The following is a 26,552-nucleotide window of genomic DNA, read 5'->3' on the forward strand; positions in this document are numbered from 1 at the left end:
AGCTTGCTCGCGTGAGAAGCGCCAGCTTCTAATCACTGTATCTACTCAAGCCCACTTAACCCTTTTCTAAAGCTGCTCTTTAATATTACCTATGTTATTTTAAACGCCTTGTTTAAAAGGATATTGCAGTATGTTTAAAACCCTATTTATTACGTTATTTTTTATTTTTAGCGCTATTTGTATTTCCAGCGCACAAGCCAACGAAGCTAATAACTCACTTGTGGTAGGTGCGCAGCAATATGCTAAATATTTACCACAGTTAAAAAATAAACGCGTAGGGCTAGTAGTTAATCAAACATCAACGGTAGGGCAAACTCACTTAGTAGATGCGCTGCTGACTAAAAATATTAATATAACTAAAATTTTTGCACCTGAGCATGGCTTTCGCGGCGATCATGATGCGGGCGCGCATGTAAAAAATGCCGTTGATAGCAAAACCGGTATTCCGCTTATTTCTATTTATGGTAAAAATAAAAAACCAAGCCAAGCTGCTTTAGCTGATGTTGATGTGATTATTTTTGATATTCAGGATGTGGGAGTACGTTTTTATACCTACATAAGCTCTATGCACTACATGATGGAAGCCGCTGCAGAGCAGGGGATAGAATTTTTAGTACTCGACAGACCCAATCCAAATATTGCCTACGTTGATGGGCCAATATTAGAGCCAGAATTTAAATCGTTTGTAGGCATGCACCCAATTCCTGTGTTACACGGTATGACCGTTGGCGAACTTGCCAAAATGATCAAGGGCGAGGGTTGGATCAATAAAGCGCCCGATTTAAAATTAACCGTGATCCCTGTTGATCATTACACTCGTAAAAGTACTTACAGCTTGCCTGTAAAACCCAGCCCTAACTTACCTAACGATCAGGCGATTGCACTTTACCCATCACTTTGTTTTTTTGAAGCAACGCCTATCAGCATTGGTAGAGGCACCGACTTTGCATTTCAAGTAATTGGCTATTCGCCAGTAGCATTAGGTGATTTTAATTTTACACCGCGCGCAATTAAAGGGGCTGCTTTAAACCCTAAATTTAAAAACCAAACCGTACAAGGGCTCGATTTAAGACAAGCAAATACCACAGGCCTAAATTTAACTTACTTAATAAATGCGTACACTGAGCTTAGTAAAAACAACATCTCGTTTTTTGAGCGCGCTGACTTTATGGATAAACTAGCGGGTACTAATAAATTGCGCTTAGCTATTGAAGCAGGGCAATCAGAAGCGCAAATAAAACAAAGCTGGCAGGCGGGGCTTGCGCAATTTAAAGCGCAAAGAGCGCCTTACTTGTTATATAAATAAGGGCTAAGCATGTTTATTGCTTTAAAAAATCAAAGGTGTGGTTATATTAAAAAAATATTTATAGTGGCTTTGAGTTTTATTGTTGTAGGCTGTAGTACACCACCGGAGCCTATTAGCTCGGTGCTACCACTTACAAAAAGCCAACTTTTAGAGCTGCCTAATGCACAAGTGGTTGTAACGTTTCCTGAGGTAAATCCAAGTAGCCGGTTTTATGTAAATAACCGAGGTACGTTTAAAGCTTACAAAGGGCGCGGGCAATTATTAATACAAAACCACAACGCACAAAGCGCCGATATTTATATTAATAACCAAAAGCTCGACGTTAGCCAACTGAGCGGCAACACTCTATACAATTACAGTTTGGCAAAAAATACTCACAACGGTGTTAATACCTTTAAGGTTGAAAATATTCTCCCTGCTGGCGCAAGCTTAACACTGCGTTTTGCATTTCCTACTTTAAGCGATGAGTCAATAAAGCTCGTAGATTTTAGTGAAGTAGACACATTAATTGAGCGTGATGTAAAAGCGGGTTTTCCTGGGGCTGTGTTGGCCGTTGTTAAAAATGGTGAACTAATAAAATTAACCGCCTATGGCGATGCAAAGCAATATCAGCAAAGTGATTTAATGTTACTTCGACCAGAGCCCATGCAAACTAATACCTTGTTTGATCTTGCCTCAAACACCAAAATATTTGCCACCAATTTTGCACTTATGAAATTAGTAAGCGAAGGGCTGTTAAATATTAATAAACCCGTGCAAAGCTACCTAAGCGAGTATAAAGGCGAAGGGCGAGTACAACGTACAGTAAAAGAGTTACTCACTCACAGCGCCGGATACCCGCCAGTATTTGACTTTCACCGTAAAGATGGCAGCTATGGCGACGCGTTTTATTCGCAAAACAGTAAAACCACCAAACAGCTATTACTTACCAGCGTGCCTTTTAGTAGTAAATCATCTGGGCAGCCTATTTACTCAGATATTGATTACATGATTTTAGGCGTACTAATTGAGCGCATTACAGGGCAGCCCCTTGACGAATACCTAGAGCAGCAAGTGTACGCGCCACTAAAATTAACTAACACGTTATTTAATCCACTTAAAAAAGGCTTTAAGCCGCAGCAATTTGCAGCCACTGAGCTTAGCGGCAACACACGAGACGGGCGCATTAAGTTTGATAATGTTCGAACTGGGGTTTTACAAGGCCAAGTGCATGACGAGCGCGCTTACTATTCTCTTGATGGTGTAGCAGGGCATGCAGGATTATTTAGTAATGCTCACGACTTAGCCGTGCTTTGCCAGCTATTATTAAATAGCGGTGGCTACGGCGACCAACAATTATTTAGTGCAAGCGCCTTAGCGCAATTTTTAACGCCGCAATCAAGCGATGAAACCTACGGGCTTGGTTTTAGGCTAGCTGGTAACAATCAAGCAAGGCGCTGGCACTTTGGCCCTTATGCAAGCGCACAAGCATACGGGCACACTGGTTGGACGGGGACAGTGACCGTAATTGACCCCGCTTACGACTTAGCTATTGTTTTACTTACTAATGCTCGCCATAGCGCAATTAAAGGTTCGCTAAAACGTTACGAATTTACAGGCAAACAATTTGAAACCGCACAGTACGGATCGGTGGTGTCGCTTATTTATGAAGCGTTACTAAATCAATAAGCTATCGTATAGGTTAAAACGTACTAACCGTGCCACCTTAAGTGATTTATTTACAGGTGACTTGAGTAAGCCAATCCATTAAGCTAAGCGGTCTATAAAACTAAGCCGGTTTATGTTGTTAGGCTTAACAAATAAGCGTTAAAACGCGTACAAAGCGAGGTTTACTCGCTAATAATTAAGGTTAACTTTTTATGCATTGGTATTCTATTTTACCGCCGCTAATTGCGATTGCTATCGTGTTTTGGCGAAAAGAAGTGATTATGGCGCTACTTGTTGCTGTTGCTTCTTCTGAGTTTTTACTCGCCTTTCAGGGCGAAGGTAATAGCTTGTTTGACACTTTTTTAAATACCATTGAACGTATTATTTCGGTTGCCAGCTCGCCAGGTAATACACGCATACTAATTTTTAGTATTTTAATTGGTGCACTGCTTGCCTATATTCGCGAATCTGGCGGCGTTGCAGCAACTGTTAATATGCTAATGAACAAAGGCATTGCAAAAAGTAAGCGCCAAGTGGGCTTTTTAACCATGTTTACCGGCATTGCGGTGTTTATAGAATCTAACCTGAGCGTACTTACCTCGGGTATTTTATCGCGTGGCTTGTTCGATAAATTTAAAATGAGCCGAGCGCGTCTAGCGTACATTATTGACAGCACCAGTGCGCCAGTGTGTATTTTAATACTACTTAACGGCTGGGGTGCATTTGTACTTGGTTTGTTAGGTAACTACGAGCTAGGTGAGTCGGCTGTATCGGTACTGTGGGGCAGCGTAGGGTATAACTTTTACGCCATAATCACCCTTGTTATTGTTTTTTACACCATCGCGTTTGATAAAGTGCATGGCCCAATGAAAGAAGCCGAAGAAAAACTAGAGCTTCAAACAACCGACTTAAAAGATGAAATAAAAGCCTCTAAAGCGCGTTATATGTTAATCCCGCTTATTACGCTAATTACCAGCATGGTTGGCTTTATGTATTACACCGGTAATGGTGTGTTGGCAGAGGGCAGTGGCTCTAAATCAGTATTGTACGCAACGGTTTTAGCCATTGTTGTCGCTTACTTTTTAATGATTGGCTCACGTAAATTTACGCACCATCAATTAGTTGATACCGGTTTTAAAGGTATGGGCGAATTAATGCCGCTAGTCGCTATTGTACTGCTTTCGCTTACACTTGGCGCAAGCTTAAAAGAGCTGGGTACTGGCGTATTTGTAGCGTCACTTGTTGGTGACTATTTACCTATTTACTTAATCGTACCGGTGCTGTTTTTAACTGGCGCGGTAATGTCGTTTACTACGGGCACATCGTGGGGTACGTTTGCTATATTAATCCCAATTGGTGTGCCACTTATTCAAGCGCTAGGTTTACCGCCGTCGCTTGTTGTTGGTGCTATTTTGGGTGGTGGTATATTTGGCGATCATTGCTCGCCTATATCCGACACCAGCGCTGTATCGGCTATTGCATCGGGGTGTGACTTACTCACCCACGTTAAAACACAGCTACCGTATGCCTTATTTGGTGGTGGCCTTACGTTTTTAGCGTACTTAGTAACAAGCATTATTGTTTTATAAAATTTGATTATTTAAATACTCAAAAGCCTGCTTAATCGCAGGCTTTTTTGTTTTCAAAATAAATAAAGCTAATTAAGATAGAGCCAAGCAATACCAAACTAAAAGGGTCTATAACTATTAGAAAAATGATTTAATTATAGACTTAAGTACCCGTATTTATATTTTTTAGGTTATTGTATAGCATGAGCTTTAAGCTTTTTGATAGCTGGCAATTCTTACTTTTCAACTCATATAAGGCTGTAAATCCACACTATGTTTGCAATTGATAATATCATTCTCGTTAGTGCCATATTAATTTTACTAGGAGTGATCTCGAGCAAGTTATCTGCACGTGTTGGCTTACCTGTGCTGGTGCTATTTTTACTTGTAGGTATGCTCGCAGGTGAAGACGGTATTGCAGGTATTTCATTCGACAACGCAGAGGCCGCACATGCTTTGGGTACTCTTGCGCTTGCCATTATTCTATTTGATGGCGGCTTACAAACGCCTACCAGTTCAATTAAACAAGTGTGGAAACCCGCGTCTGCTTTAGCAACCGTCGGGGTGTTATTTACCGCTGTAATTACAGGCCTTGTGGCCACTTATATTTTAGACCTGCCCATATTACAAGGTGTTTTACTGGGCGCTATTGTTGGCTCTACAGATGCTGCAGCAGTGTTTGCGCTTTTACGAAGTGCGGGCATTCACTTAAACAAAAAGCTTAAATCTACGCTTGAAATAGAAAGTGCCTCGAACGATCCAATGGCTATTTTTCTAACAGTTGGTTTGTTAGAAATGCTCGTTAACGACATGCCAATAGGGCTGGATTTACTACAGTTATTTGCTCAACAAATGGGGGTTGGCGCTATTTGTGGTCTTTTAATTGGTAAGGTATCGGTTTGGTTTATTAATCGAATTAAACTAAATGCATCGGGTTTGTATTTAGTGATGGTAACCGCATTTGGACTGCTTTCTTTTGGCCTTTCTGCAACGCTCGGCGGCAGTGGATTCTTAGCTGTATTTATAACGGGTGTTATTTTAGGTAACAGCAAATTTGTATATAAACGCGGTATTTTTCTGTTTCATGACGGCTTAGCATGGCTTGGGCAAATAACCATGTTTGTTGTATTAGGACTCCTTATTAACCCATCGTCGTTGGTTGATGTATGGTTAGAAGGATTGCTTATTGCATTGGCACTCATTTTTGTTGCTCGCCCATTAGCGGTAGCGCCTATTTTAAAACTGTTTGGCTTTAATAATCGCGAAACCCTGTTTGTATCTTGGGTTGGCCTTAGAGGCTCAGTACCCATTATTTTAGCTATATTCCCATTACTATTTGGCCTTTCAGGGGCTGAACTTATTTTTAATGTTGTTTTTTTCGTGGTATTAATTTCAGCAACGTTACAGGGCTCAACAATGCCTTGGATGGCTAAAAAACTAAATTTAGTAGAGCCGCCGCCCGACCTAGCCGCTGCAACACTCGAAATTACAGCACTAAACGATATTGATATAGAAATTGTAGAATACACCTTAAGTGATGTTTCTCGGGTTTCTGGGCGCAGCTTGTCACATGCGGCACTTCCTGAGAGTGTGGTTGTTGCTATGATCACACGGGGTCCGTCAATCATACCGCCACGAGGCTCAACTAAGTTAAAAGCAAACGATCACTTATTTGTTGTTTTAAAACCAGATAACAGACCTTTTGTTGATTTAGTTTTTACAGCAACCGATAAAACAAACCATCAAGATAGCCACTTAGCTCACAACGAACTTAAAGTGAAAGGAGTAACGTTGGTAGGTGATATATTTTACTCTTACCACATGCACATAGACGCTCCAGAAGAGATAAGCTTGGAAGAAGTGATTAACCAAAAGCTTTCAGGAGAAGTCAGTAAAGGCGATATTGTTGTTATTGGCAATGTGCAAATACGCGTTATAACAATGGTACATACACGCATAGTTACCATTGGCTTAAAGTACTTAAATAATCCAGAAAAGCGACTTTTAAAGCAGTAATCATTAACAGTGATTTGTTAGATGGTGACAGTACTTTTATAGCTAAGTAGGTTGGGTTGAGTGACACGAAACCCAACTGTTCGCCAATGCAATGAGCACACCAAAAGCTAGTTATATGTAGTGTTTATTGTAGGCGAACAGCTTGCTGGCGCGTCGGGCGGTAGCCTGAAAGTTAAATACAACATAAAACCTCATTCAGGTTTTTATCGTGCTGGCGACAGCGGCAAAGGTATACTGACGCTTATATCCCCTGAGCTTTCCCTGTACCACCGAGCATCACATTACTCCCTTCAAATATTGATAGATGTGAAAGTAAATGGTGAAGATAAGATACCAATGCGTGAAATTACTCATCAACTACCTATTTTCATGTCGCGATGTCGGGAAAATTGTTAAACGTGAAATTTATGTTTTAGTTTGGCAAGAAATAAGACCTGACTCTGAGGGATGGGATGCAAAATCTAGCCCAGCGGGTTTTGCAAATTAAATAAATAAGCGCTAACTCAGAAGCTTAGTTTAGAATGATGATATTTCTCCTCAATTGACTTGTGGTATCTGTCAATTTAAAGTGGGATTAAATACTATCCCTTAATTCAAAGGTTCTGCAATGGAACAGGCGGAAATAAAAGCGACTCTAGAGGATGCGGTAAAAAACGATACCTTACTTAAGGTTTTAAATGACTTGGATTTCAGAGATATTCGTAATAAAGATAGTTTAATAGCTGAAGAGTTGGCGTATCTCCACAATAATCAAATCTTGGATCTGAATGAGCAATTACTAAAGCTAACAAATCAAGAAAATAATTATAACTCTTCAAGTCTGACATTTGCCTATTGTTCTGTATTGCCCAAACTTGATACTACTGTGATTGATGTTGTTAATGTATTCGTTCACTTAAAAGATGAAGAATTAGTTTATGGCGATTATGAACAAGCCTATTTTTTGTTTTGCCAGCAAAATTTAGATCGTTGTAAAGCTGGTTTAAGTTTTATATTAGAGCAACCGGAAAATAGTTATCCTTTATTAGCTAATACAATAATGGCTGCTGCGAAACTCGACTCTTCATGGGTAATAGAACAACTTTCGACGTTGATCAAGCACGAAAGTGCGGGTATACGATTACAGATATATTCGGCTATAGGTCGGGTCTCATTGAATGATTTAGATATGCCATCAGTTCGTCTAAAGCTATTAGAAAGCGCTTTAAATATTGAAACAGGTAGTTCTGAAAAATCTGAAATTTTTCGCTCAGCTTTTCTTATTGCGAAACAAACTCCCATATTATGGCCTCAAGCCCAGTTATTGTTTGAACAATGTCTTCAGAAATATGAACACTTGGTAATACAAGAAGCTTCATACCTAGCAGCTTTTAATGGACAAGATCTTCCTGATAACGTCGTTACATTTCTAATACCTTATTTCAAAAATACAACGCCAGCTCAATCTAAAACACTAGATCACTTGTCCTATTTTATTAGAAATGAAATTAATGGTGAGAAATGTTCTTTAGTAGAAGATTTACTTGAAACCCTACTTATAAAAAATAATGAGCTTAAAGTTAGTGATTTTCAGCACCTAGATCATGAGCTTGTGAATGAGCGAAATTCAGATTTTTTAAATAGAATAGTTACAAAATGGCTTTTAATAGGAGATGTTCAACTGTGTTGTGCGTTGCATGATGTAATTACTAAAGGTGATAGATACTTGATTGAACTCTCAATTGATGAATCAGTTTTACCGCTTACAGATAGTGAGTTTTTATTTATGATTAAAAAAGCTGTTGGCTGGCTTTTTTATAGTCCAATCGCTGTTGTCAGCTTTTTACTCTCAATTATTTCCCATACGACGGCGGATACAAAAAAACAAATAATTAGATTGATTTATGATCCATTACTTCTAAGTTATACGGAAAAAGTAAAAGAATTTCTGACAAAAATACAAGAGAGTGCGGACAGCGATATTTTGGTTGTTATCGACCAACTTTTATCTGAATTAGATAGCTATAATGCAAATTTTAAAGGCATAAATAAGATCAAAGAATTAAAAGCGCCTCAAAAAGAAGTTCACCTTTACTGGCGAGATTTTGAAGTGAAAATGTCTCAAAGTATGAATGAAGCACGGAAAGGTTCTATAGTTAATTTAATTGCTACAACACAAACTATTTTATATGGTAATGACGTAGTCACACCTTCAATTTTAGGAAGTAAAAGTCAACGAATGAAGAATACGCTGCACTCGTTTTCGCAAAAAATAGACATTCCCAAAATGACTGTAGTTGATCCTGAAGGTTTAGAAATGATGCTAAGGGTGTTTCGTTATGAGAGGTTCATAAATGAAAAAGATGCTTAAGGAGTATTTAGCTTCATTAAAGGAAAGAGATGAACTTGATGTTATTTTACCTGATTTGTTGAGTCAGATGGGTTTAAATGTATTTATAAAGCCTTCTCGAGGGTTCAAAGAATACGGCGTAGATATCGCTGCTGTAGGTAGTATAAATGGTGACGTTGATAAAGTTTATCTATTCTCAGTTAAAGAAAAAAACCTAACACGCAGTACTTGGATAGGTGATTCACCGCAATCGCTGCGTTGGTCACTAGATGAAATACAAGACTCGTTTATAGAAAGCCGAATTCCTCTTGAACACAAGGCTAAGCCTGTTGTTATTTGCTTGTGCTTTGGTGGTCATATCATTACAGGTGTAAGGCAGGACGTTACAGGTTATATTAGAAAACATACAAATGAAGATCTATCTTTTGAAGAATGGAATGGCGATAAGTTATCAAGCCTAATTCTTGAATATATGTTCACTGAAGCACTCCTCCCCGTTGGTTGGCAGCCTTTACTTCATAAGTCAATTGCGCTTATTGATGAACCAGTAGAATCTAGAAAATACTTCAGTATATTACTGCAATTTATTTTTGATAAAGATAAGAAACAAGCCTCCACTATTAAATCCATCAATCAAGTGAATTTAGCTTTGTGGTTGATATTTAGTCAACATAGAGAACAAGATAGCTTAGAGGCTTCTTATCAACTAGCAGAATACTCTTTACTTGTCACATGGGACTCAATTAAAGATAACCTTAATCAAAAGTCCATCCGTAATGCATTTGAAGGGCTTTTACATACCTATCATACGATCACCGAGGCGTATTTTGAAAAAGTGATATTTCCATTTGTAGATAAAAGACATGCAATATCACATTTAATCTCTGCACCATGTTCAATAAGCATTAATCTAAAATTATTTGATATTTTAGGTCGCTTAGCTCTTAGGGGGCAATGGTTGTTATTTAATCTGACGGAATTGTATAAAAAAGATATCTCGAAAAAATACGAGAGTGAAGAATTTGAAATACTGCAAAACAAACTAAGTAAAGTAAAAAGAGCAATAAATCATTTAGTTGTTAATAACCCTTTATTGCTTTCACCCTATAAAGATGATCAGGCGATAGACTTGGTATTAGCTCTTCACCTTTTATACCAAAGCAGTCAAGATGATGTCTTCGCAAAAAGTTGGTTGGATGCCATCATTGATCGTGTTACTTACTCTTATGAGTTTAATGGTATGTATCCCACAAACCTGCATGCATATGAGCAATTACTAGAGCATCGTAATAAAGAAAAAATGGATATTGTTTATAAAGAGTCAATGACAAAAGCGAGTATTCTTTATCCCGCTTTAACTTTGTTCTGCAATTTGTACGATATGCCTGACTTAGCAGAAATATTAGAAGAGTTTTGCAATAAAAGCTTGAAGCACTGTACTCTTCAATATTGGTATCCAAATGAAACTTCTGAGGAGTATTTTTTTTCAGGTACTAACCAGCATGGAGTGGCAACGACTAACTTTCCAATAAATGGTGTGGCTGCTGTAAAGCACGTAAAAGAAGAGTGTAAGCATTCTAATTTTTTTTGGGAGCTTTCAGCCGTAAAGCAGGGCTATACACCATTGGCTTTAGTCGCTTGTCGACATTATCGCTACCCTACGCCATTTAATTTATTATTTCCTGAGATGAAATAAATCTACATTTGCGAGCCTCTTCTGTATAGCGTGAATTCTCTTTAAGCTAGGTGATAATTTACTATTTAAATTATCACCATCCCAAACCACCTAAGCCCCACACTGTCTAACCCCAGCACCCGCATGTTTAAGTGCAATAATCTGCCCTTTGCCGTTATGCGCCATAGCGAGCATATCACCCGTATTTATATTACTTTCAACCGCGTGTTTACCTTTTAAATCATTCAACAGTGACTGCTTAATTTGCACGAGCATTTCATCATTACAGCTGGCTATGTACCAGTCGTTATCTACCTTCACTAGAGTGCCGTATTCTATGTGGCGTTGTTGGTGGCGGCGTAAATCGTTAGCTAATTGACTATCAAGTGCGTGTTTTTGCTCGTTTATGGAGCTTGCATAGCTACCAGCTTGGTTTATTTCGTGTGTTTTTATAAATGAATAGTCGTGAATATCTATAGTGTTAAATACGCTGTTAAGTACGGTTTTAGGCTCTGTATTTATTACGTTGTTATTATCAAACACAATAAAGGCGAACACACCCAGTGCACAGGCAAGGCTGGTTAGCTGTAGCGTAAAACCGAACTTTTTAGGCTTAGTGTGCGTGGCTTTATTAAGTAGCGCTTTTTGCTGGGCAGCGGTGAGTGTAGTGCGCGCTTTTCGCTCTTTGTAGTGTTGTGTGAGCTTTTGATCAAGCGGCTCATCAGGCTTGTTCATTGTTTGCTCCTAATAAACGTTTAAGGTTTTTCTTGGCATAGCGCAGCCTTGTTTTAATGGTCTCAAGACTGCTTTGCGTTATAAGTTCTATATCGGTGAGCGAAAAGCCTTCTTGTTGTAAGGTTATGGCTTCGCGTTGTACAAAGCTGAGTTGTTTTAGGGCGGCGTCGAACGCGTCATAGCTTATGTTTGAGCTGCCTATATGCGAGTCTCGACTAGCTAAGTCACTGCTATTTAAGTCGCTTTCGCTTTTATCATTTTGTGCTGCTAAATGCGTGTTTTCGTCAAGCTCTACAAAGTGCTGTTGCCTGCGGTATTCGTCAATGAGTGTGTTGCGGGCAAGTTTAAACAGCCACGCTTTGGGTGTGGTTTGCGCTTGGTAAAGGTGGCGTTTTTCGATTACTTTTAGCCATGTTTGTTGGCTTACGTCGTATGCTAAATGCGTATTAGATTGCGTAACAAGGTAGTGGTATAAGTCGTTACTGTAGAGGGCAATAAGCTGCTCTAAGTAACGATTGTCGCCACTTTTTGCGTAACTTGCCATGCAGTCCTTGCTTGGCGTTTCAAATAACCATGACTTAATACTTAGTAGCATAGGCTCATCGCTCTTATTGTTGTAATTTGAAGTCGAGTTGTACGGTTTGACCTGTTTGTAATTGTGCCACACCTTCAATTACTTTGGGGCGATATTTCCAGCGTTTAATGGCTCGTATTGCTTCGCGATCAAAGGTACGTTTAGGCTCGGCGTTAATAACTACTGGGTCGATTACCTCCCCCGTTGGCGAAATACTAAAGCTTAGTTGTACCCAACCTTCAATACCATCGCGCGCTGCTGTGGTTGGGTATTTAGGGTTTATGCGCACTATGGGGGTTGCATCCCCTGTTGGACGATTAATGGTGTTGTTAATGTCGCCACCAAAATCGTCAATTGTAATCGGCGTAAAGTCGCTAATTGCCAACACAGGATCGGCTGATGTATCAAGCGGTGGAGCTTTTTGCGGCACTTTAGGCATTGGCGGTGGCGGCTGTATTTTTTGTATATGCCTGACTTTTGAATCCTCAGGTGCCTGAAAAATCTCTACTATAATATCGCCCCCTGGTTTAACCGGTGCGCGTTGCTCGCCACTTATTAAATATTGCATAAACGCAAAAGCTGCAAAGGTCATTGCGGCGCCGCCAATAACGGCAGTCGATGTTTTAATAAATACTGGGTTGTTAGGTACTTCAAGTGTGTGCATAAGCCGCTCCAAATTTTATTGACCACTACAATTAGGGTATTTTCAAAGCTATAACGGGTGGCAAATCAAAAAAGGGTGAAATAATTTTATAAAAAATGTGGGGTTTAGTTACAATAGCCATTCGCAAATATTAAAACTTAACTTTTTAGGCTGTTATGCAACTCATTGAAATAAATAAAGCGCGTTACCGTAAACATTTAAACCGTGTTATTGCAGGATGTGGTATTGGTTTGGCTGTAGGCAGCTTGGCTATATCGCAAACGCTGATTGCTTTATTTCCTGATGAAAGTGGTAGCCACTTTCATTGGAACTTAATAGGTGTTGCTATTACTAGCGTTGGGCTTGCGTGGTTACTTCATAAATACCGTACACATACGTTTATGACAGAAGTTGTTTATGTGTGGGAGCTTAAAAAAGCACTTAATAAAATAACCCGTAAAATGGCTAAGTTAAAAGCTGCTGGCCGTGAAGGTAATGCCGATGCGTTATTAGCGATTCACTATAGCTACGCGGGCTCTCGGTTATTGTGGCAGTTAGACGATAACCTAATCACTATGGACGATTTAGCCATTAAACAAGCTGAGCTTGAATCTGTTGCAGCGCAACATAACGTAACGCTTAACGTTGAAGATTACGACGCAAGTATTTTAAAACAGTTTTAAAGCTTAGGTTTTTAAATTAGTTAGAGGAGCCTTAATGAAAAAAGTACTCATAGTTTGTTTAGGTAATATTTGCCGCTCGCCAACTGCAGAGGCGGTATTAAAAGCCCGTGCTAAAAAGCTCGGCGTTAACGTTAAAGTTGATTCGGCAGGGACTATTGGTTACCACGAAGGTAAAACGCCTGATAGTCGCTCAATGGCTGCAGGCGAAAAACGTGGTTATAGCTTTAAAGGTATTTATTCGCGTAAAGTACGCACAAGCGACTTTACTGAGTTTGATTTAATTTTAGCGGCCGATACACAAAATTTAGCTGATTTAACAGCGCAATGCCCTGAGCATTTACGCTATAAGCTGGCGCTATTTTTAGAATATGGCGAGCAAGCCCAAAGCGCTATTCCCGATCCTTATTACGGCGGCGATGATGGCTTTGAAAATGTGCTCGATTTAATAGAAGCGGCTAGCGATAAAATACTCGCTAAAATTTAATCCCTATTTTATTACTAAAGCTAAATTTAACGAGCTTTTTGTCGTATTGCATGATGTTCCTAAAGTAAGTACATTTTATGCTTACTCAAAGGGAACTTTATGAAAATAAAAATATTACTACTCACTTTATCTATCGCTTCTTGTTCTACTTTTGCTAACGATGTTAGTTTTTCGATTGGGGGTGGCTATCCTTACTTAGTTATTCCTGAAGTGTCTTTGTCGGCTAACGACGACACACAACGCTGGTATGCAAACTATAAACTAGGCCTTGATGATGGATTTTCTGCAGGTTTTGAACAAGCAGTAAGCGATAATAAAAAGCATGCTTTTGGCGCGCTTGTGGGCGCTATTGGTGCAAGAGATACAGACCAAGAGTGTGAAGGTTCAACTAATGATGTAGCAACTGACTTTGCTAATACGCTAGGTTGTGTAATTGGCGGTATTTTTGATGAAGAAACAACAAACGGAATAGGGCTTACGTACAGCTATAACTTTAATGGATTGAACAGCGCTGGTTTTAGATTAGAGCTAGATGTGGGCTATGGTAAAGCAAGCGACAGCAACGAAAAAAGAGCCGATGGCGGTATTAGCGTAAGTTACGAATTTTAACTACGTAGAATTTGTATTAGTTGGTATTAAAAAAGGCGCATAAAGCGCCTTTTTTAATGAGCCGCTTTTAGTGGCGGTTAATTTTAAAGTCGAGTTGTACCTGAGAAATAGCGCTAACGGGTTTGCCATTTTCAAACTTTGGCGCGTAACGCCATTGCTCAAGCGCTGCTTTGGCTGACTTTTCAAATGCGCTGCCGCCTTCAGAGCTAAGTACTTTTGGGTTTTTTACAAAGCCAGCTGCGTCTACCTCAAACTCCATAATAACGCTACCATCGGTACTAAATCTGGCTTTGTGCACTGGGTATTTAGGATTAACACGATAGAGTGGTGTTTGCTCTTGCGATTCTTTCCATGGCACCATTTGAGCGATAGCGAGGCAGTGTTTAGTTGCTTCTTCGCTTTTGCCTTGTTTTTCGTACAGACCTACAAGTTTAGAATGAGCGGTTAGCTCAGCACTGTGATCGTATTTTAAGTTATCGTCAAACGCGGTAACTATGTTGTTTAAGCGCTCAATTGCCTGATTATATTTTTTACTACCTTCGGCAAATGCGGCTATTAAAAAATTAGCTTTAATTTGCTCTACCGAGCTACTAGGCAGATTTTCACGGTAGTATTCGTCGGCTTCTTCTAGGTAGTTTTTCGCTTCGCGATATTTTTTAGAGCTAAACTTTTTAGCAAGCAGTGATGCTGCTTCTAGTTTCATGTCGGCTACAAATTTAGGCTTATTTTGTGTTTTAGCTATATCTATTACTTGTTCTAAAAAGTTAGCTGCTTTGTAAGCTGATGTTGTGTAGTTAGCTTGGCCGAGTAGTGCATCAATTGTTTCTATTGATAGTTTACCGTGGTTTGCAGCTAAAATAGTATGGGCTTCGTTATAGAGTGCAAAACGCTGTTCGTTTAGCTCATCGCCGTAGCCTTTTATTGCTTTAGCGTAATTAATAGCTAAGTTGGCAGTATTGTCGTCGCTTTTACCGTAAACGGCTTTACCTGATGTGTAAGCAAGTTTGGCAGTTTGTTGTACGTTTTCGTCTGCTTTAACTGCTGCTAAATAGCTTTGGTATGCTTGGCTAAATACCGTTTGAGGATCGCTTGCTTGGCTGGCAAGTGCTGTAGTGCTTAAAGTTGTTGCGCTTAAAGCAGACAAACTTAAGCCTATAAATAAAGCGAGTTGCTGACGTTTCATAATAATCCCTATCGTTGTTTAAAATACAAAATACCAAACGCGCCCGTAAGTGTCACTGATTAAGGTAAATCAACGTAAATAACATTGGCTGTTATTTGTATTAATTTATTGCTAACAATCATTGAAAATAACGCCTGTCGTCGCCATATAATTGCCATAAATAGTCTTGTACTACGGTGTATTTATCCTATTTTGTGATATTATCACTTTATTGTCGTGTCGTAGTTATTTAAATATTTGGATTTGTCGTGGCGCAAGTAAGAGCAAGAGTCCAGCTTAATGTTGGCAGAAATAGTGATATCCCTGCAGAAATAATCTCATTTACTGATTTAAAAGATGGTAAAGAACATATTGCTATGGTGTTTAACAACGCTGATACAGAGCAAGATGTACCGCTTATTCGTATGCATTCAGAGTGTTTAACAGGCGATGTATTTTACTCATCGCGTTGTGATTGCGGCGAGCAGCTAAATGAGTGTATTGAAATGATGCACGAGCAAGGCGGTATTTTATTGTATTTACGCCAAGAAGGCCGTGGCATTGGTTTATACAACAAAATTGATGCTTACGTACTGCAATCGCAAGGTATGAACACCTACGAAGCTAATAATCATTTAGGCTTTGCTGATGATTTACGTGACTTTTCGGATGCGGTATTAATGCTTAATGCGCTTAATTTAAGCCACGTTAAATTAATGACCAATAATCCTAAAAAGCTTAACGCATTAAAAGATGCCGGTATTAATGTTGACTCGGTTGTGGGCACGCATGCGCACATTAAAGCGGGTGTTGCGGGTAATAAATCGTACCTAGAAACAAAAATTAAGCATGGCGCGCATATGTTAGATATTAAGAAAATTAAAAAACCTTAATCATTTAATTACGTTTCGTCTATTAATACCCCCTCACGCCAAGTTATACTTGGCGTGTTTCGTTTTAAATTAAGAGCAAGTATGTCTACACAATTACGAATTTTTAAAGCCGATGCAGGGCTAAAGTGGTTAAAAGCCGGATGGCTTATTTTTAAAACCCAGCCAGCAACCTTTATTTTTATGCATTTATTTATTGGTATTGTAGGGCTGCTGTCTTTATTTTTACCGCTGCTGCAAGTAGTAGCAGCACTAGCTACGCCATTTTTAACCGCAGGGTTTTACCAAGCGGTGCTTAGTAAGCAGCAGGGCGGAAAAATTATGCTAGCCGATATTCTCAAGCCATTTACGGCTAAGGGAAATCGTTTAGGGTTATTGCGTTTAGCACTTTATCAAATGGGTGCGGGCATTTTAATGGCGTTACTTGCTAATGGCTTATTTGCCGATGCAGTGGCTGTTATGAGCCAACCGGGACTTGATCCAAACGTAGCACTTGAACAAATGCTTGAGAGTATTTCGGGCGCGAATGTCATTTTGTTTTTTATGGCAATGCTAATTTATTTAACGGCGTTTGCTTACGCTGTACCGCTTGTTTATTTTAGTAAAGAAACACGTATTTTAACGGCGCTTAAAAAATCGTTAATGGTGTTTTATCATAACATTTTGCCACTTGGCGTTTTTGGCCTTATTTGCGCATTATTTATGGCGCTTTCGATGTTCTTATCGTTCTTACCACTGTTGATTTTAATGCCGATTTGCTACATTAGCTTTTTTGTATCTTATCAAGCCATTTTTATGCCTGTTGTACCACCAAGTGACGACATTAATGTTAAGCCACTTAGCAGTGAAACAAGCGGGCGTTTTGACGCTTAATGGATGATAAATTAAAGCAAAAACTAAAAAACTATGTACTTTGGTTACTAGGGCGCCAAGAATATTCGCGTCGAGAGTTAACGCTCAAATTACAGCAAAAAGAAGCCACAGAAGAGTTTATTGAAACGCTGCTTGATTGGTGCGAAAAGCATAATTTTATTAACGAGCAGCGATACTGTGAAGGCTTTGTAAGAAAACACATATTTAAATGCCACGGGCTTAAGCGAATACAAAGCGAAGCTATGGGCAAAGGGATTGATCGTTCGCTACTTGAATTGGTAGTTGAAGAGCTTGAAGTAGATTGGTTTGAGCTTGCGCAGGATGCGTACAATAAAAAATATTCAAATACACCGCCAAACCTCGATTACAAAGATAAAGCTAAGCGCGTGCGCTACTTAATGTATCGGGGTTTTAGCTACGATGAAATTAATTTTGCAATGCAAGCACAGTAAATACAGGTGAGACTTTCAAATGCAGCACATGACTACCGCACAAATTAGGCAACAGTTTTTAGACTTTTTTGCCAGCAAGCAACATCAAATAGTACCTTCTAGCTCGCTTATACCGGGTAACGATGCCACGTTGTTATTTAACAATGCCGGCATGGTGCAATTTAAAGATGTATTTTTAGGCGCAGAAAGCCGCCCTTATACACGTGCGACAAGCTCGCAGCGCTGTGTACGTGCTGGCGGTAAGCATAACGATTTAGAAAACGTAGGCTACACTGCTCGCCACCATACATTTTTTGAAATGTTAGGTAACTTCAGCTTTGGTGATTACTTTAAGCAAGACGCGATTAAGTTTGCATGGGAGTTTTTAACTGAGGTAGTAAGCCTACCTAAAGAAAAACTTTTAGTAACTATTTATCACGATGATGAAGAAGCCTTTGGTTACTGGGCTAACGAAATTGGCTTGCCAGAGGATCGTATTATTCGTATTGCGACCTCAGACAACTTTTGGTCTATGGGCGATACTGGCCCGTGTGGTCCGTGTTCTGAAATATTTTATGATCACGGCGAGCATATTTGGGGCGGGCCTCCGGGCTCTCCTGAGGAAGACGGCGACCGTTTCATCGAAATTTGGAACCTTGTATTTATGCAATACAACCGTCAAAGCGACGGTACAATGTTGCCTCTACCTAAGCAATCTGTTGATACGGGAATGGGCCTTGAGCGTATTTCTGCTATTTTGCAGGGCGTGCATTCAAACTACGAAATCGATTTATTTCAAGGCTTAATTGCTGCTGCTGCAAGTGTTACTAATGCACAAGACATGGACGACAAGTCACTACGCGTAGTGGCGGATCATATTCGTTCGTGTGCGTTTTTAATCTCAGACGGTGTTATGCCATCTAACGAAGGCCGTGGTTATGTACTGCGCCGTATTATTCGTCGTGCTGTGCGCCACGGTAACAAGTTAGGTGCACAAGGTTCGTTTTTCTATAAATTAGTTGCTGCGCTAATTGAGCAAATGGGTCAAGCGTACCCTGAGCTTGCTAAGCAACAAGAAATTATCGAAAAAGTATTACGCATTGAAGAAGAACAGTTTGGTAAAACACTTGAGCGTGGCTTAGCTATTTTAGAAGAAAGCTTAAGCGACCTTAAAGGCGATATTATACCGGGCGACTTAGTATTTAAACTTTATGATACGTATGGTTTCCCAGCTGATTTAACGGCCGATGTTGCGCGTGAGCGCCAGATGACAATTGATCATCAAGGCTTTGAAGAGTGTATGGCTGTACAACGTAAAACAGCGCAGCAAGCAGGTAAATTTGGTGCAGATTACAATGACCAATTAAAATCAGATAAACACACTGACTTTAAAGGTTACGACAGTACACATTACAGCGCGACCGTTATTGAAATTTTTGCCGGTGGCGAAGCTGTTCAGTTATTAGAAGATGGTCAACAAGGTATTGTAGTACTAGACCGCACACCGTTTTACGCTGAATCAGGCGGTCAAACGGGTGACACGGGTACTATTACAGTTGCTGGTGGCGAATTTAATGTTACTAATACCACTAAGCTTGGTAATGCTTTTGCTCACCACGGTACTGTACAAGGCCGTATTGGTGTTAATGACAAAGTTGACGCAACTATTGATGATACGCGCCGCGACAGCATTAAGAAAAACCACACAGCTACGCATATTTTACACGAAGCACTACGCCAACTATTAGGTGACCATGTAGGCCAAAAAGGCTCACTTGTTCAGCCAGATCGTTTACGTTTTGACTTTTCGCATTTTGAAGCAGTTACTAAAGATGAGCTACGTGAAATTGAGCGTGTAGTTAATGACGAAATTCGTCGTAACTTTGCACTTAACACTGAGCTTATGGCTATTGATGATGCTAAAGCGAAAGGTGCTATGGCATTGTTTGGCGAAAAGTACGATGACGAAGTACGTGTAGTTACTATTGGCGACTACTCTATTGAGCTTTGTGGTGGTACTCACGTTGAGCGCGCTGGCGATATTGGTTTATTCAAAATTGTATCTGAAAGTGGTATTGCCGCAGGTGTTCGCCGTATTGAAGCCGTAACCGGTGCAGATGCTGTAGCGTACGTTAGCGAGCAAGAGCAACAACTTAGCGATGTTGCAGCTTTAGTTAAAGGCGATAGCGCATCGGTACTTGAAAAAGTAACTGCGTTGCTTGAAAAATCTAAAGGCCTTGAAAAGCAAATTGCACAGCTTAGCGATAAGCTAGCAAGTGCAGCGGGCGCGTCTTTACTTGATTCGATTGTTGAAATTAATGGCGTTAAGCTACTTGTAGCAAACGTTGAAGGTACTGAATCTAAAGCGCTTCGCGGTATGGTTGATGACCTTAAAAACAAGATTGGCTCAGGTGTTATTGCTCTGGGTGTTGCCAGTGGCGACAAAGTAAGCCTAATTGCCGGTGTAACGAAAGACTTAACAGGCAAAGTAAAAGCTGGTGAGTTAGTTAACCATATGGCAGGTCAAGTAGGTGGTAAAGGTGGCGGTCGTCCAGATATGGCACAAGCCGGTGGTAGTGAACCACAAAACCTTGCTGCTGCACTAGATAGCGTTACAGCTTGGTTAACTGAGCGTACTTAAGCCTAAGTGGCGCTTATTGTTCAAAAATTCGGTGGCACTTCGGTCGGCTCAATAGAGCGAATTGAAGCGGTCGCCGACCTTGTTGTTAAAACCAGGCAACAAGGACATCAAGTGGTTGTGGTGCTCTCGGCTATGTCGGGAGAAACCAACCGCTTAATTAACCTCGCCAAACAAATTGATACTCGCCCGAGTAGCCGTGAACTAGATGTACTTATTAGCACCGGAGAGCAGGTTTCTGTATCACTGCTTGCTATGGCTATTATCAAACGTGGTCATTCAGCTGTAAGCTTATTAGCGGATCAAGTCAATATTCTAACCGACAACATGTTTGGTAAAGCCCGTATTGAAGACGTTGCTGCTACACGTTTAAAGCATGAGCTTGAGCATAACCGCATTGCTATTATTGCTGGGTTTCAGGGGCGTGACGTTGAGGGCAATATTACAACGCTTGGACGCGGCGGCACCGATACATCGGCTGTAGAAATAGCAACGGCTATAAAAGCCGACGAATGCCAGATCTATACAGACGTTGACGGCGTATATACTACAGATCCTCGTGTTGAACCTAACGCGCGCAGAATGAGCCAAGTTACTTTTGCCGAAATGCTAGAGCTGGCAAGTTTAGGCGCGAAAGTTTTGCATATTCGCTCGGTAGAAGCTGCAGGTAGACACAATGTGCCACTTAGGGTGCTTTCTAGTTTTAATCCTGATGAAGGCACATTAATAAGTTTTGAGGAGAACGATATGCCAAGCAAGGTGGTATCGGGGATTGCGTTTAATCGTGACGAATGTTTAATTAAAGTAGATGGTGTGCCAAGCGGTACGCAATATCTTTCAAAAATATTGAAACTTTTTGCTGATAATGGCATCGAAATAGATATGATTAATCAAGTTAATCATATCTTTGAAAAAATAGACTATGCTTTTACTGTGCACTCGAATGATTATCTGCAAGCACTTGAATTATTGAGCGAAGATCAAGCTCAACTCAGTGCTCAAAATATAAGCGGATTACCAACGGTAGCTAAAGTTTCTGCTGTTGGAATGGGTATGAAATCGCATTCTGGTGTAGCAAGTTTATTTTTTGATGCATTAGCGCAGGAAAATATTAATGTGGTTTTAGTCTCGACTTCTGAGATCAAAATTTCAGTTTTAATAGATGAAAAGTACCTAGAGTTGGCAGTTCGTGCATTACACAAAGCATTTTTAACAGAAAATGGATAGATTGAGAGTTTTTACTTACTTTTCAGTCTAATTTTCATTAGTATGTTTAAGCGGAATCTTATAATTTTTATTGGAACATGGGAGCAAGAGAATGCTAATACTAACTCGTAGAGTAGGTGAAACCCTAATGATTGGTGACGAAGTAACAGTTACTGTTCTAGGTGTTAAAGGAAATCAAGTTCGAATCGGTGTTAATGCACCAAAAGACGTATCAGTGCATCGTGAAGAGATTTACATGCGCATACAAGCTGAAAAGTCGAACCCTAATCCGGGCAATGCTTAATCAACACGTATACGTAGTTGAGTAATTAACTCAACTAGTCAAAAAGCCACTCACTGAGTGGCTTTTTTGTTTATAAAAGCGAGTGTTTCTGGGGTTAGTATTTGTTTTGAAATGTATTGCATGCCGCTTTTATTTTTAATAATAATACCTTGCTGAGTATCTATTACTTCGCTTATGTCTTGCCAAGTTAGCTGAAAGCTTTTGTAATGATTAGCCGATTTAATGCCTTCTTCATCAAAGGTAAGTGTTACCTCTGAGCCTGACGCTCTGCTGAGCATTTGTCTGGTTACCCACCAAGGTCTGCGATAGTAAAAAGCGACGCACTCTAGTACACCTAGCATGATCATAAACGATCCTAAGTAATGATCGTTTAAAACATAAATGCCAAATAAACCAAGCGCAACGAGGAGTACAAGTAAAAAGTACTTAGGTTTGGCGCGCTTACTGTAGGGGAGTGACTCATCAAAGCACTCGTAAAAGTAAGGTTTATCTAGTGTGTAGGTTGTTGTAAATGCCATATTGCCTTGCTTTAAATATCGTTTTTTTTATTTTAGCAAGCTAACCGCTAAATGAGCAGCTTTATAGTCAGTGATTTTATTACAGGCACAAAAAAACGGCCCTAAGGCCGTTTTTTAGCGATACAAGAAGAATTAACAGTTAGTTTCTTCAGCGTTTACGCCTTCTTTAACATTTTCACATGCATCTTCTACTTTGTTTTGCACGTCAGTTACTGCTTCGTCAATACGCTCGCCTGCATCTTCTGCATGGTTATCTTCACAACCCATGATGAAAAAACTTGCGAATAGACCGATTAATGCTGCTTTAACAGTTGTTGATTTCATAGTGTAATTCCTTGTAAGTATTAATTAAATTTTAGTGTTTGTTAGTTGAATGCTTTATCTACCTGGGTGATTTACCACGTAGTGCACCTGAAACTAATGAGATCACTAAAAGTACTAAAAATATAAAAAATATAATTTTTGCTATACCAGCTGCGGCACCTGCGATGCCACCAAAACCTAACACTGCAGCGATTAAAGCAATAACTAAAAATGTAATTGTCCAGCGTAACATTGTTTTCTCCTTGGTTATCAAATTTGCTCACAATAACTAATGCCAGTTATATGCCAAAGTTTATTTTTGTTTTATATCAGATGGTTATGGTTTTTAACTGTGTTTTTAGTTATTAGTTAGTTAGTAATTTTTACGCTTTGTTATGTAAGTTATTCACACTGTTACAAGTTACCGGTAAATATTCACTAAAAACAATGTTTTTGGTAAGACCAATTAACAATTGATGTGTGTTTTTGTACTTATTATAAAATTTGGCGGTTATTTTTATTAAGTTGAATAGTTAATTAACAACTTCCATATAACTATTAGCTATAGTCGTTATTTTCTGTATGTATTGTAGGGCGCATGATTGCTGGGTTATGGCATGTAAATTTGTTGAGTGTTATGTTGTTTATAGTTTAATTGGTTTTACCAATTTACAAGATGTAGACAAAGCGACTAGTTTTGTTATTATCCAGTGAATAAATATTTAATTAAATCGATTTTTTATTTTCGATATGGGTTTCAAGGGGGAGAAAAATGGATATAGGTGCTCTACTCACAACGGCTGGTAGCTTAATGCTAACTGGTATGGTTGGGGTGTTTGTATTTCTGTCGATATTAATTGGTGCAGTAACGCTTATGTCTAATTTGGTGACGCGCTATAGCGAACCAGAGGCATCACCAGCTAAATCACCGTCTTTTAAATCTCAAGGTGTGCCTAATGAGCACATCGCTGCTATTAGTGCTGCCATTGCTCAGTACAAATCAAATAATAAATAAGGGGCACACACATGGCTAAATTAAAATTAACAGAATTGGTATTACGCGATGCGCACCAATCATTGCTCGCAACACGTATGCGCCTAGACGATATGCTACCTATTGCTAGCAAGCTAGATGATGCAGGTTATTGGTCTATTGAATCGTGGGGCGGTGCTACATTTGATTCGTGTATTCGTTATTTAGGCGAAGATCCTTGGGAGCGTATTCGTGCGCTTAAAAAAGCGATGCCTAATACTAAACAGCAAATGCTATTACGCGGTCAAAACCTATTAGGCTACCGCCATTACGCTGATGATGTAGTTGAAAAATTTGTAGAACGCGCACATAAAAATGGCGTTGACGTATTTCGTATTTTCGATGCAATGAACGATGTACGTAACCTAGAAACAGCGATTAAAGCGGCTATAAAAGTAGGCGCGCATGCTCAAGGTACTATTTCGTACACGGTAAGTCCTGTTCATACGCTTGATATGTGGCTGACTCTGGCTAAGCAATTAGAAGATTTAGGCTGTCACTCAATTTGTATTAAAGACATGGCGGGTTTATTAAAGCCGTACGATGCTGAAAAATTAATTAAAGCACTTAAAGAAACCGTATCGGTTCCTATTGCTATGCAGTGCCACGCTACAACAGGTTTAAGTACTGCGACTTATCAAAAAGCGATTGATGCAGGCATTGATATGCTTGATACCGCTATTTCATCAATGAGTATGACTTACGGACACACCGCAACTGAAACTATTGTATCGATAGTTGAAGGAACTGAGCGCGATACCGACCTTGATTTAAACCACCTAGAAGAAATTGCTGCTTACTTTAGAGATGTACGTAAAAAATATGCGGCATTTGAAGGTAGCTTAAAAGGGGTTGATGGTCGTATTTTACTCGCTCAAGTACCTGGTGGCATGCTTACAAACATGGAAAACCAACTTAAAGAGCAAGGCGCGGCAGATAAGCTTAATGAAGTTTTGCTTGAGATCCCACGCGTACGTGAAGATCTTGGTTTTTTACCTTTAGTAACACCCACGTCGCAAATTGTAGGCACTCAAGCTGTACTTAATGTACTTACGGGCGAGCGCTACAAAACAATTACTAAAGAAACTGCTGGCGTATTAAAAGGTGAATATGGTTTAACACCAGCACCAATGAATAAAGAGCTACAAGAGCGTGTGCTTGATGGAGCAGAGGTTATTACTTGTCGCCCTGCAGATAACATTGCACCAGAGCTTGCAACGCTTGAAGCTGAATTATTAAAAGAAGCGCAAGAGCAAGGTTTAACACTTGCTGATGAGCAAATTGATGACGTACTAACTTATGCATTATTTCCACAAGTTGGTTTGAAATTTATTAAAAATCGTAATAACCCTGATGCATTTGAGCCTATTCCTACCGTTGAAGATAAGAGCAATAAGGCAGCACCAAAATCGGGATCAAATAATAACAGCGTTAAAGCTGAGCAATACAGCGTAAAAGTAGATGGTAAAGTTTACGACGTAGTAGTGGCGCAAGGTGGTGAGCTAAAAGAAGTAACATTAAAAGACTCTGAGCACATTCCTCAATCTGCTTCAGTTGCATCAGGTGAAACCCTTAACGCACCTTTAGCCGGTAATATTTTTAAGATTAAGGTAAAAGCTGGGCAAGTTGTTAACGAAGGTGATGTAGTGATTATTATGGAAGCCATGAAAATGGAAACCGAAATACGCGCAATGCATACCGGAACTATTGCCGAAGTGTTGGTTGGTGAAGGCGATGCCGTAACTACCGGCGACGCTATGATTGCATTAGCTTAGGAGCAAATAGAGGATGGACGGTATTTTAAACCTCTGGAATGCTACTGGCATTGCTAACTTTACAATCCCATCGTTAATTATGATTGCGGTAGGGTGTTTATTACTGTTTTTAGCGATAGCTAAAGGCTTTGAACCACTATTATTATTACCAATTGGTTTTGGTGCAATTTTAACAAATGTACCAGTGGCAGGTTTGTCAGACCCAGGTGGGCTTTTGTATTACGTTTATTACGTGGGTATTGATACGGGGATTTTTCCGTTATTAATATTTATGGGAGTAGGGGCGCTGACCGACTTTAGCGCGCTTATTGCAAACCCACGTATGTTGTTATTAGGTGCGGCTGCACAGTTTGGTATTTTTGCTACATTGTTTGGCGCTATATTACTTAACTATGTGCCAGGTTTTGAGTTTACTCTACAGGACGCATCGGCTATTGCAATTATTGGTGGTGCAGATGGACCGACTGCAATATTTTTAGCGTCAAAACTGGCACCTGATTTACTTGGTGCAATAGCGGTAGCCGCATACTCATACATGGCACTTGTGCCAATTATTCAGCCGCCAATTATGCGTGCGTTAACAACCCCAGAAGAACGTAAAATTAAGATGCCAGAGCTTCGCAAAGTATCTAAAAAGGAAAAGATTATTTTCCCTCTTATGGTGCTTAGTTTAACGGCTATGTTTTTACCGGCTGCTATACCGCTTGTAGGTATGTTTTGTTTAGGTAACTTAATGCGAGAGTCGGGTGTTGTTGATAGATTAAGTAACAGTGCTCAAAACGAAATCATCAATGTTACAACTATATTTTTAGGTTTAGCTGTAGGTTCAAAGCTTGCTGCAGATAAGTTTTTAACTGTTGAGACGATTGGTATTTTAGTGCTTGGCGCACTGGCTTTTGCAATTGGTACGGCATCTGGCGTATTTATGGCAAAAGGACTTAACCGCATATCTAAAACACCTATAAACCCATTAATTGGGGCAGCAGGTGTATCGGCTGTGCCAATGGCGGCACGAGTAGTTAATAAAGTTGGCCTTGAAAGCAACCCACATAACTTTTTACTTATGCATGCTATGGGACCCAACGTAGCGGGTGTACTTGGTAGTGCAGTTGCTGCGGGTATTTTATTAGCACTTGTTGGCTAATAATTA

General features: G+C 39.8%; 26 protein-coding genes. 19 read left to right on the plus strand and 7 right to left on the minus strand.

From position 1 onward, the window contains the following. The first annotated feature begins 130 nt into the window (after window positions 1–130). The 7 genes from QL995_RS10660 (at window position 131) to QL995_RS10690 (ending at window position 10,562) form a co-directional block, all read left to right on the plus strand. Window positions 131–1,306 carry a DUF1343 domain-containing protein gene (locus tag QL995_RS10660; protein ID WP_290294138.1) on the plus strand — a complete coding sequence of 392 codons (1,176 nt, stop codon included), beginning with the start codon at window positions 131–133 and terminating at the stop codon, window positions 1,304–1,306. Between the two features lie 9 nt (window positions 1,307–1,315). Beyond that, window positions 1,316–2,974: a penicillin binding protein PBP4B gene (pbp4b, locus tag QL995_RS10665; RefSeq protein WP_290294139.1), complete on the plus strand. Its 1,659-nt coding sequence runs from the start codon at window positions 1,316–1,318 to the stop codon at window positions 2,972–2,974. Between the two features lie 191 nt (window positions 2,975–3,165). Next, window positions 3,166–4,542 (plus strand): Na+/H+ antiporter NhaC family protein, encoded by a 1,377-nt coding sequence (locus tag QL995_RS10670; RefSeq protein WP_007583783.1) that lies wholly within the window; start codon window positions 3,166–3,168, stop codon window positions 4,540–4,542. 252 nt (window positions 4,543–4,794) lie between these two features. Beyond that, window positions 4,795–6,537, plus strand: coding sequence for a potassium/proton antiporter (locus tag QL995_RS10675; protein ID WP_197151707.1), 1,743 nt, complete (start codon window positions 4,795–4,797; stop codon window positions 6,535–6,537). A 340-nt stretch (window positions 6,538–6,877) separates the two neighbouring features. Continuing rightward, window positions 6,878–7,024, plus strand: a complete 147-nt coding sequence (locus tag QL995_RS10680) for a hypothetical protein (protein ID WP_175413907.1) — start codon at window positions 6,878–6,880, stop codon at window positions 7,022–7,024. A 120-nt stretch (window positions 7,025–7,144) separates the two neighbouring features. After that, complete coding sequence (locus tag QL995_RS10685; RefSeq protein WP_197153017.1) at window positions 7,145–8,887, plus strand: hypothetical protein; 1,743 nt, start codon at window positions 7,145–7,147, stop codon at window positions 8,885–8,887. Further along, the gene (locus tag QL995_RS10690; RefSeq protein ID WP_138489630.1) at window positions 8,871–10,562 is read left to right on the plus strand and encodes a hypothetical protein; all 1,692 of its coding nucleotides are present in this window, start codon (window positions 8,871–8,873) and stop codon (window positions 10,560–10,562) included. The genes QL995_RS10685 and QL995_RS10690 overlap by 17 nt, the downstream gene beginning before the upstream one ends. A gap of 90 nt (window positions 10,563–10,652) precedes the next feature. On the opposite strand, the gene QL995_RS10695 is transcribed toward QL995_RS10690, so the two are convergent. The 3 genes from QL995_RS10695 to QL995_RS10705 are packed head-to-tail and all read right to left on the minus strand — an operon-like array spanning window position 10,653 to window position 12,514. After that, window positions 10,653–11,276 carry a hypothetical protein gene (locus QL995_RS10695; protein WP_290294141.1) on the minus strand — a complete coding sequence of 208 codons (624 nt, stop codon included), beginning with the start codon at window positions 11,274–11,276 and terminating at the stop codon, window positions 10,653–10,655. Beyond that, window positions 11,263–11,871, minus strand: a complete 609-nt coding sequence (locus QL995_RS10700) for a sigma-70 family RNA polymerase sigma factor (protein ID WP_290294143.1) — start codon at window positions 11,869–11,871, stop codon at window positions 11,263–11,265. Before QL995_RS10700 ends, QL995_RS10695 begins: the two co-directional genes overlap by 14 nt. Window positions 11,872–11,884: 13 nt before the next feature. Continuing rightward, a complete protein-coding gene (locus tag QL995_RS10705; RefSeq protein ID WP_290294144.1) occupies window positions 11,885–12,514 on the minus strand; it encodes an energy transducer TonB in 630 nt (209 codons plus the stop codon). A gap of 155 nt (window positions 12,515–12,669) precedes the next feature. Here QL995_RS10705 and QL995_RS10710 point away from each other — a divergent pair, with 155 nt between their 5' ends. From QL995_RS10710 to QL995_RS10720, 3 genes are all read left to right on the plus strand, one after another. Continuing rightward, the gene (locus QL995_RS10710) at window positions 12,670–13,176 is read left to right on the plus strand and encodes a DUF3087 domain-containing protein (RefSeq protein WP_007583795.1); all 507 of its coding nucleotides are present in this window, start codon (window positions 12,670–12,672) and stop codon (window positions 13,174–13,176) included. Window positions 13,177–13,210: 34 nt separating this feature from the next. After that, window positions 13,211–13,660 carry a low molecular weight protein-tyrosine-phosphatase gene (locus tag QL995_RS10715; RefSeq protein WP_010555493.1) on the plus strand — a complete coding sequence of 150 codons (450 nt, stop codon included), beginning with the start codon at window positions 13,211–13,213 and terminating at the stop codon, window positions 13,658–13,660. A 99-nt stretch (window positions 13,661–13,759) separates the two neighbouring features. Then, entirely contained in the window at window positions 13,760–14,269 is a 510-nt protein-coding gene (locus tag QL995_RS10720) for a hypothetical protein (RefSeq protein WP_024607634.1), read from the plus strand. Window positions 14,270–14,336: 67 nt separating this feature from the next. On the opposite strand, the gene QL995_RS10725 is transcribed toward QL995_RS10720, so the two are convergent. Beyond that, window positions 14,337–15,452 (minus strand): energy transducer TonB, encoded by a 1,116-nt coding sequence (locus QL995_RS10725; RefSeq protein ID WP_197174399.1) that lies wholly within the window; start codon window positions 15,450–15,452, stop codon window positions 14,337–14,339. A 248-nt stretch (window positions 15,453–15,700) separates the two neighbouring features. On the opposite strand from QL995_RS10725, the gene ribA reads away from it, so the two are divergent. The 6 genes from ribA to csrA all read left to right on the plus strand — a co-directional run bounded on the left by ribA (window position 15,701) and on the right by csrA (window position 21,773). After that, complete coding sequence (gene ribA, locus QL995_RS10730; RefSeq protein ID WP_007583803.1) at window positions 15,701–16,324, plus strand: GTP cyclohydrolase II; 624 nt, start codon at window positions 15,701–15,703, stop codon at window positions 16,322–16,324. Between the two features lie 81 nt (window positions 16,325–16,405). Beyond that, entirely contained in the window at window positions 16,406–17,194 is a 789-nt protein-coding gene (locus QL995_RS10735) for a BPSS1780 family membrane protein (RefSeq protein WP_007378958.1), read from the plus strand. Next, complete coding sequence (locus QL995_RS10740; RefSeq protein ID WP_024606256.1) at window positions 17,194–17,646, plus strand: regulatory protein RecX; 453 nt, start codon at window positions 17,194–17,196, stop codon at window positions 17,644–17,646. Before QL995_RS10735 ends, QL995_RS10740 begins: the two co-directional genes overlap by 1 nt. A 19-nt stretch (window positions 17,647–17,665) precedes the next feature. Next, window positions 17,666–20,266, plus strand: a complete 2,601-nt coding sequence (gene alaS, locus QL995_RS10745) for an alanine--tRNA ligase (protein WP_121954070.1) — start codon at window positions 17,666–17,668, stop codon at window positions 20,264–20,266. Window positions 20,267–20,272: 6 nt separating this feature from the next. After that, the gene (locus QL995_RS10750) at window positions 20,273–21,490 is read left to right on the plus strand and encodes an aspartate kinase (RefSeq protein WP_290294147.1); all 1,218 of its coding nucleotides are present in this window, start codon (window positions 20,273–20,275) and stop codon (window positions 21,488–21,490) included. 91 nt (window positions 21,491–21,581) lie between these two features. Beyond that, window positions 21,582–21,773, plus strand: coding sequence for a carbon storage regulator CsrA (gene csrA / locus QL995_RS10755; protein WP_004587515.1), 192 nt, complete (start codon window positions 21,582–21,584; stop codon window positions 21,771–21,773). A 50-nt stretch (window positions 21,774–21,823) separates the two neighbouring features. Here the strand turns inward: csrA and QL995_RS10760 are convergent, their stop codons facing one another. The 3 genes from QL995_RS10760 to QL995_RS10770 all read right to left on the minus strand — a co-directional run bounded on the left by QL995_RS10760 (window position 21,824) and on the right by QL995_RS10770 (window position 22,847). Beyond that, a complete protein-coding gene (locus QL995_RS10760) occupies window positions 21,824–22,291 on the minus strand; it encodes a YcxB family protein (RefSeq protein ID WP_007583811.1) in 468 nt (155 codons plus the stop codon). A gap of 132 nt (window positions 22,292–22,423) precedes the next feature. Beyond that, window positions 22,424–22,615: a hypothetical protein gene (locus tag QL995_RS10765; protein WP_166421873.1), complete on the minus strand. Its 192-nt coding sequence runs from the start codon at window positions 22,613–22,615 to the stop codon at window positions 22,424–22,426. Between the two features lie 58 nt (window positions 22,616–22,673). Next, on the minus strand, window positions 22,674–22,847 hold the full coding sequence (locus QL995_RS10770) for a DUF1328 family protein (protein ID WP_002961939.1): 174 nt from the start codon (window positions 22,845–22,847) through the stop codon (window positions 22,674–22,676). A gap of 519 nt (window positions 22,848–23,366) precedes the next feature. Between QL995_RS10770 and QL995_RS10775 the strand changes: the two genes are divergently transcribed. Genes QL995_RS10775 through QL995_RS10785 form a run of 3 tightly spaced genes read left to right on the plus strand, consistent with a single transcriptional unit; the run spans window position 23,367 to window position 26,546 of the window. Then, the gene (locus tag QL995_RS10775; protein WP_007583814.1) at window positions 23,367–23,609 is read left to right on the plus strand and encodes an OadG family transporter subunit; all 243 of its coding nucleotides are present in this window, start codon (window positions 23,367–23,369) and stop codon (window positions 23,607–23,609) included. Window positions 23,610–23,620: 11 nt separating this feature from the next. Next, the gene (gene oadA, locus QL995_RS10780) at window positions 23,621–25,402 is read left to right on the plus strand and encodes a sodium-extruding oxaloacetate decarboxylase subunit alpha (RefSeq protein WP_165722092.1); all 1,782 of its coding nucleotides are present in this window, start codon (window positions 23,621–23,623) and stop codon (window positions 25,400–25,402) included. A 13-nt stretch (window positions 25,403–25,415) separates the two neighbouring features. Further along, window positions 25,416–26,546 (plus strand): sodium ion-translocating decarboxylase subunit beta, encoded by a 1,131-nt coding sequence (locus tag QL995_RS10785; protein ID WP_076925246.1) that lies wholly within the window; start codon window positions 25,416–25,418, stop codon window positions 26,544–26,546. The last annotated feature ends 6 nt before the right edge of the window (window positions 26,547–26,552 follow it).

Source organism: Pseudoalteromonas sp. APC 3358 (assembly GCF_030408075.1).
In the GTDB taxonomy this organism is placed as follows: domain Bacteria; phylum Pseudomonadota; class Gammaproteobacteria; order Enterobacterales; family Alteromonadaceae; genus Pseudoalteromonas; species Pseudoalteromonas arctica.

Excerpts from the sequence above, each read along its gene's own strand:
- QL995_RS10705 (WP_290294144.1), bottom strand. The coding sequence starts at position 12,514 with ATGCACACACTTGAAGTACCTAACAACCCAGTATTTATTAAAACATCG.
- QL995_RS10715 (WP_010555493.1), top strand. The coding sequence starts at position 13,211 with ATGAAAAAAGTACTCATAGTTTGTTTAGGTAATATTTGCCGCTCGCCA.
- QL995_RS10720 (WP_024607634.1), top strand. The coding sequence starts at position 13,760 with ATGAAAATAAAAATATTACTACTCACTTTATCTATCGCTTCTTGTTCT.
- QL995_RS10785 (WP_076925246.1), top strand. The coding sequence starts at position 25,416 with ATGGACGGTATTTTAAACCTCTGGAATGCTACTGGCATTGCTAACTTT.
- QL995_RS10685 (WP_197153017.1), top strand. The coding sequence starts at position 7,145 with ATGGAACAGGCGGAAATAAAAGCGACTCTAGAGGATGCGGTAAAAAAC.
- QL995_RS10690 (WP_138489630.1), top strand. The coding sequence starts at position 8,871 with ATGAAAAAGATGCTTAAGGAGTATTTAGCTTCATTAAAGGAAAGAGAT.
- QL995_RS10695 (WP_290294141.1), bottom strand. The coding sequence starts at position 11,276 with ATGAACAAGCCTGATGAGCCGCTTGATCAAAAGCTCACACAACACTAC.
- QL995_RS10700 (WP_290294143.1), bottom strand. The coding sequence starts at position 11,871 with ATGCTACTAAGTATTAAGTCATGGTTATTTGAAACGCCAAGCAAGGAC.
- csrA (WP_004587515.1), top strand. The coding sequence starts at position 21,582 with ATGCTAATACTAACTCGTAGAGTAGGTGAAACCCTAATGATTGGTGAC.
- QL995_RS10660 (WP_290294138.1), top strand. The coding sequence starts at position 131 with ATGTTTAAAACCCTATTTATTACGTTATTTTTTATTTTTAGCGCTATT.
- QL995_RS10760 (WP_007583811.1), bottom strand. The coding sequence starts at position 22,291 with ATGGCATTTACAACAACCTACACACTAGATAAACCTTACTTTTACGAG.
- QL995_RS10725 (WP_197174399.1), bottom strand. The coding sequence starts at position 15,452 with ATGAAACGTCAGCAACTCGCTTTATTTATAGGCTTAAGTTTGTCTGCT.
- oadA (WP_165722092.1), top strand. The coding sequence starts at position 23,621 with ATGGCTAAATTAAAATTAACAGAATTGGTATTACGCGATGCGCACCAA.
- QL995_RS10740 (WP_024606256.1), top strand. The coding sequence starts at position 17,194 with ATGGATGATAAATTAAAGCAAAAACTAAAAAACTATGTACTTTGGTTA.
- pbp4b (WP_290294139.1), top strand. The coding sequence starts at position 1,316 with ATGTTTATTGCTTTAAAAAATCAAAGGTGTGGTTATATTAAAAAAATA.
- alaS (WP_121954070.1), top strand. The coding sequence starts at position 17,666 with ATGCAGCACATGACTACCGCACAAATTAGGCAACAGTTTTTAGACTTT.
- QL995_RS10735 (WP_007378958.1), top strand. The coding sequence starts at position 16,406 with ATGTCTACACAATTACGAATTTTTAAAGCCGATGCAGGGCTAAAGTGG.
- QL995_RS10710 (WP_007583795.1), top strand. The coding sequence starts at position 12,670 with ATGCAACTCATTGAAATAAATAAAGCGCGTTACCGTAAACATTTAAAC.
- QL995_RS10670 (WP_007583783.1), top strand. The coding sequence starts at position 3,166 with ATGCATTGGTATTCTATTTTACCGCCGCTAATTGCGATTGCTATCGTG.
- QL995_RS10775 (WP_007583814.1), top strand. The coding sequence starts at position 23,367 with ATGGATATAGGTGCTCTACTCACAACGGCTGGTAGCTTAATGCTAACT.
- QL995_RS10770 (WP_002961939.1), bottom strand. The coding sequence starts at position 22,847 with ATGTTACGCTGGACAATTACATTTTTAGTTATTGCTTTAATCGCTGCA.
- QL995_RS10675 (WP_197151707.1), top strand. The coding sequence starts at position 4,795 with ATGTTTGCAATTGATAATATCATTCTCGTTAGTGCCATATTAATTTTA.
- QL995_RS10765 (WP_166421873.1), bottom strand. The coding sequence starts at position 22,615 with ATGAAATCAACAACTGTTAAAGCAGCATTAATCGGTCTATTCGCAAGT.